The following is a 4154-nucleotide window of genomic DNA, read 5'->3' on the forward strand; positions in this document are numbered from 1 at the left end:
AGGGGGGACCCTGTGGGAGAGTAGGACGCCGCCGAACAATTCTTCTGAAGAACCCCCATCCGGGTCCCGGATGGGGGTTCTTCGCGTTTCCGGACAGGGGCGCGTGCGCTATTCCTCGGAATCGGACTCCGAATCCGGCCGGGAACCGGAGCCGGAGCCGGAGTCGGGCTCTGATCCCGAACCCGGCTGCGGCTTCTCGGTGGCTCCCTGTCCCTGGGCCCGGGCCGGCTGCTGGGCATCGGGCTGCGGCGTCCGGGGCGCCTGCGGCGCTTCCGACACCTGACCGGATGCCCCACCGGATGCCGGAGCGGACGCCTGATCCGATGCCTCGGCCGTTGCCTGGGCCTGATCGGTGGGAGCCGCGGAGGCCTCCGCGGTCCCCCAGACCGGCCGGCTGAGCCACTTGTCCGCGTTGTTGGTGAGCCGGACGACGCCCGTCCCGTCCGGGTGCATGCTGTAGAGGTCGGTGCCGGCGCCCGCGGGCGCCTGGACGAAGACGATGGACTTGCCGTCGGGAGCGTAGGCGGCCGTGCCGTAGAAGACGTCCGACGGGGCGGGGGTGAGGGCGCCGACGGCGCTGCCGTCGGGGTGGACGGTGTAGATGCCGCCGCCGGGAGCGTTGTCGGGGCCGGCCGGGTAGGTGGTGAAGAGGATCTGGGTGCCGTCGGGGGACCAGTCCGCGCGGTCGCCGGCGCGCAGTTCCCACGGCGTGAGCTGGCGCAGGCCGGTGCCGTCCGCGCTGACGACGTAGATGGCGCGGCTGTTGGCGGGCTGCCCGGTGGCGCTGGTGCGGTACTCGAAGGTGAGCTGTTTGCCGTCGGGGGACCAGCTGGGGTTGCCGACCGCACCGGAGTAGGGCTTGTCGTTGGTGAGGAAGGTGAGCCGCTGGACGTCGGTGCCCTCGGGGCTCATCAGGTAGAGGTCGGAGTACTGGATCTGGTGGCTGCCGGACGGGTCCTGGGTGCCCCAGGAGCGGCTGAAGGCGACCTGTTTGCCGTCCGGGGAGAAGGCGGGAGCGCGTTCGTCCTCGTTGGCGCAGTCGGCGGTGCCGCTGTCGCAGAGCTGGCTGATCCGGTGCTCGGGGCCGCCGGCGGTCGGGACGGTGAAGAGCCGGGCGGCTCCGGTCTGCGGGTCGGTGCGGTCGAAGGCGATGGTGGTGCCGTCGGGGGACCAGTCCGGGCGGTCGTCGAGCGCGTGGGCCGGTGGTTGGGTGACCTGTCGCTGGCCGGTGCCGTCGGGGGAGAGGGTGACGATCGCACTGGTGGTGCGGGAGGCGTCGGTGTAGGCGCGGCTGACGATCAGCCCGTTGTGCACGGCGGCCGCGGGGGCTCCGATGGCCGCGCCGACGACGCCCGGGGTCGCGGCGGTCGCCTCGGGGGCGGCGGTGGGGACCTCCGGCCGGATCTCGGAGAGCGGGATGTCCCCGGGTTCGGCCCCGCAGCCGGTGAGCAGGGTGCCCAGAAGCAGAAGGCCCGCACCGGCGCTCGCGCGGGTGCGGGCCCTGCCCGTGGACGACTGCCGTGTGCCGGTGGTGATCCGTGCCATCTCCGCCTCCGTGCCTTTCGACCGCTCCGACGTCTCGCCCCCGCCGCGGATTCAGGACGAAGGCCCCTGAAAGGAGCTGTCACTGTGTCAGACGGGGAGCATCGGCGACCGGGCGACACGCGACGGGCCTCGTTCGCTCGATCGCACGGAGTAGAGAGGGGAGGAGGAGGGAGAAGGGGAGCGGATCAGCCCCGGGCGGCGCGGCGTTCGGCCTTGGCGAGCGCCTCCGCCTCGTCCTCGGCCTCGGCGACCTCCAGGGTGGGCGCGGTGCCGCCGAGCTGGGCGGGCAGCCACCAGGTGTCATCCGGGCCGGAGGGCTTGCCGGGGTACTCGCGCTGGGCCCGGTCGAGCATCTCGGTCATCGCGGCGCGCAGCCGCCGGGTGACCATCACGGGCTTGTCGTCGGGCCCGAGGTGAATCGGTTCTCCGATCATGATGGTGACCGGGACGTGCCGCTTGGTGAGGGTCTTGGGGCGGCCCTTGGTCCAGAGCTGCTGGGTGCCCCAGAGCACGACGGGCAGCAGCGGCGCGCCGGAGTCGGCGGCCATCCGGGCGGCGCCGGTCTTGAACTTCTTGAGCATGAAGGAGCGGCTGATGGTGGCCTCGGGGAACACCCCGACCACCTCGCCGGCCTTGAGGGCGCGCACGGCGGCCTCGTACGCGGGCTGGCCGTCGGCGCGGTCCACCGGGATGTGCTTCATGCCGCGCATCAGCGGGCCGGAGACGCGGTGCTTGAAGACGTCGTCCTTGGCCATGAAGCGGGTCTTGCGCTTGCCGCCGCGGTACGCGCCGAGGCCGGCGAAGAGGAAGTCCAGGTAACTGATGTGGTTGCTGACCAGTACCGCTCCCCCCCTGGCGGGGATGTGTTCGGCACCCACGATCTTGATCCGCACGTCGAGTGCGCGGAAGGCGGTGAGTGCGGCGCCGATCACCGGCGGGTACACGAACTCTGCCACGGTCAGTCCTGACTTCCACGGGCCGGGGCCCGGTTCGGCGGGTACCCGCTCCGTTGTGCGGGTGGTGCCGACCGGAGCACGGCACGCCGCGGCGGTCACGGGTGATTCACGGAGATGATCCCCCGAACGAGTGCCTGCTGTCACCTGAGGCGTGCGGTCAAGCGAATATTGGCGGTGTGATCTCCGTGATGAATTCGAACGGGAACTTTTCCGCCCCCGGCGTCAGGCTCCGGCGGTGAGGCGGCCCCGGGCGCGCCGGACCAGCGGGTAGAGCTCGCAGCCCACGCAGTAGCCGAACGCGGCGTTGACGAAGGCGCAGGTGAGGGCGGCCGAGACGGCCAGCGCGCCGAGCCACGTCACGTCGGAGCAGTAGCCGAGGGTGCCGACCGCGGCGAACACCAGGAGGACGCCCTGGTCGAAGCGGAGCGTCCGTTCGTCCGCCGTAGCGGAGGGCGGTGCGAGCCGGGGGAGCACGAGCGCCTGGAACAGTCGGACGTACGGGGACAGGCGCAGGCCGCCGAGCGCGCCGAGGGCGAGGAGGACCGTCTGGGTGGCCAGCAGGGGGCAGTTGCCGGTGCGCAGGACGACGGCCAGGACCATCGAGGTGAGTGCTGCGGCGAAGCGGAAGCCGCGGGGATCGGTCTGCAACGGGGCTCCGGAGGGTCGCGACGGACGGTGGCGGGGGCGTCAGCCTCGCCGTCGAAGGGCGGCCCGGGCCGGGGTGACGGCGCGACGGCGGGCCGGCCGGGGCGTCGGGCGACAGTCGGAGTCCATCGGCCGATCGTACGTGCCCGTGCGCCGGTGGTCGACCGGGTTTCGGGAGGTGCTCCGGGGTGTGTTCGGGGCACCTCGGGCGCTGCCGCAGACTGGAGGGATGACCGGGCCGACGACGTGCGTTGTCGTGCCTCGACGGGGGCCGGGCCCGGCCCGCCGCGGAGCGGGAGTGACGGGAGGCCGAGGGTGAGCAGCGGGGACGGGGCGGACGCGGTACGGCTGTCGGAGGCCGAGCTGGGCGGGCCGCTGGGCGCGCGGGCGACGCTGGTGCAGTTCTCGTCGGCCTTCTGCCAGCCCTGTCGGGCGACCCGCCGGGTGCTCTCCGAGGTGGCGGGGATGGTCGACGGGGTCGAGCACGTCGAGGTGGACGCCGAGGAGCGGCTGGAGCTGGTCCGCCGGCTGGAGGTCCGGCGGACGCCCACCGTCCTGGTGCTGGACGCGGAGGGCCGGGTGGTGCGGCGGGCGGCGGGGCAACCGCGCAGGGTGGACGTGATCGCGGCGCTCGGGCGCGTGGTGTGAGCGCCGTGTGAGCAATCGCGCCGCACTTGTTCCGCCCCGTCGGGTGGAGTCGGCCCCGGGCTGGGGCAGGATGGGCGCAGGCGGCGGGAGCAGCCGCACGGCATAAGCTACTGGCCAGTAGTGACCGCCGGACTACCGGCGAGTATGCTGCCAGGAAGTTCCGGACCGGCACGGGAATTCGCTGCCCGGAGTGGGTGCGAGCCGTGTTCGCGCCCGCTTGCGCCGCCGCAGCCGCCGGACGAGACCAGTACAGGAGACAAGGCCGTGAGCTTGAGGATCGTTGTCTGTGTGAAGTACGTGCCGGACGCGACGGGTGACCGTCGTTTCGCGGACGACCACACCACGGACCGGGAGGGTGTG

Annotated in this window: 4 protein-coding genes and 1 pseudogene; 2 read left to right on the plus strand and 3 right to left on the minus strand. The window is 72.7% G+C overall.

Features of this window, described 5'->3' with window-relative positions; genetic code table 11:
• Positions 1-108: 108 nt before the first annotated feature.
• The 3 genes from ACWD4P_RS37895 to ACWD4P_RS37905 all read right to left on the minus strand — a co-directional run bounded on the left by ACWD4P_RS37895 (position 109) and on the right by ACWD4P_RS37905 (position 3149).
• The gene (locus tag ACWD4P_RS37895) at positions 109-1545 is read right to left on the minus strand and encodes a hypothetical protein (protein ID WP_449782779.1); all 1437 of its coding nucleotides are present in this window, start codon (positions 1543-1545) and stop codon (positions 109-111) included.
• A gap of 185 nt (positions 1546-1730) precedes the next feature.
• Complete coding sequence (locus ACWD4P_RS37900) at positions 1731-2501, minus strand: lysophospholipid acyltransferase family protein (protein ID WP_449782780.1); 771 nt, start codon at positions 2499-2501, stop codon at positions 1731-1733.
• A gap of 222 nt (positions 2502-2723) precedes the next feature.
• Positions 2724-3149, minus strand: coding sequence for a DUF4395 domain-containing protein (locus tag ACWD4P_RS37905; protein WP_449782781.1), 426 nt, complete (start codon positions 3147-3149; stop codon positions 2724-2726).
• A 312-nt stretch (positions 3150-3461) separates the two neighbouring features.
• On the opposite strand from ACWD4P_RS37905, the gene ACWD4P_RS37910 reads away from it, so the two are divergent.
• Together ACWD4P_RS37910 and ACWD4P_RS37915 are read left to right on the plus strand one after the other, a co-directional pair.
• Entirely contained in the window at positions 3462-3794 is a 333-nt protein-coding gene (locus ACWD4P_RS37910) for a TlpA family protein disulfide reductase (RefSeq protein ID WP_359831250.1), read from the plus strand.
• Between the two features lie 264 nt (positions 3795-4058).
• Positions 4059-4154, plus strand: a pseudogene (locus tag ACWD4P_RS37915) (electron transfer flavoprotein subunit beta); the annotation flags it as partial.

It is taken from the genome of Kitasatospora sp. NPDC002543, assembly GCF_053594915.1.

Coding starts and splice junctions, on each gene's coding strand:
- ACWD4P_RS37895 (WP_449782779.1), bottom strand. CDS start 1,545: ATGGCACGGATCACCACCGGCACACGGCAGTCGTCCACGGGCAGGGCC.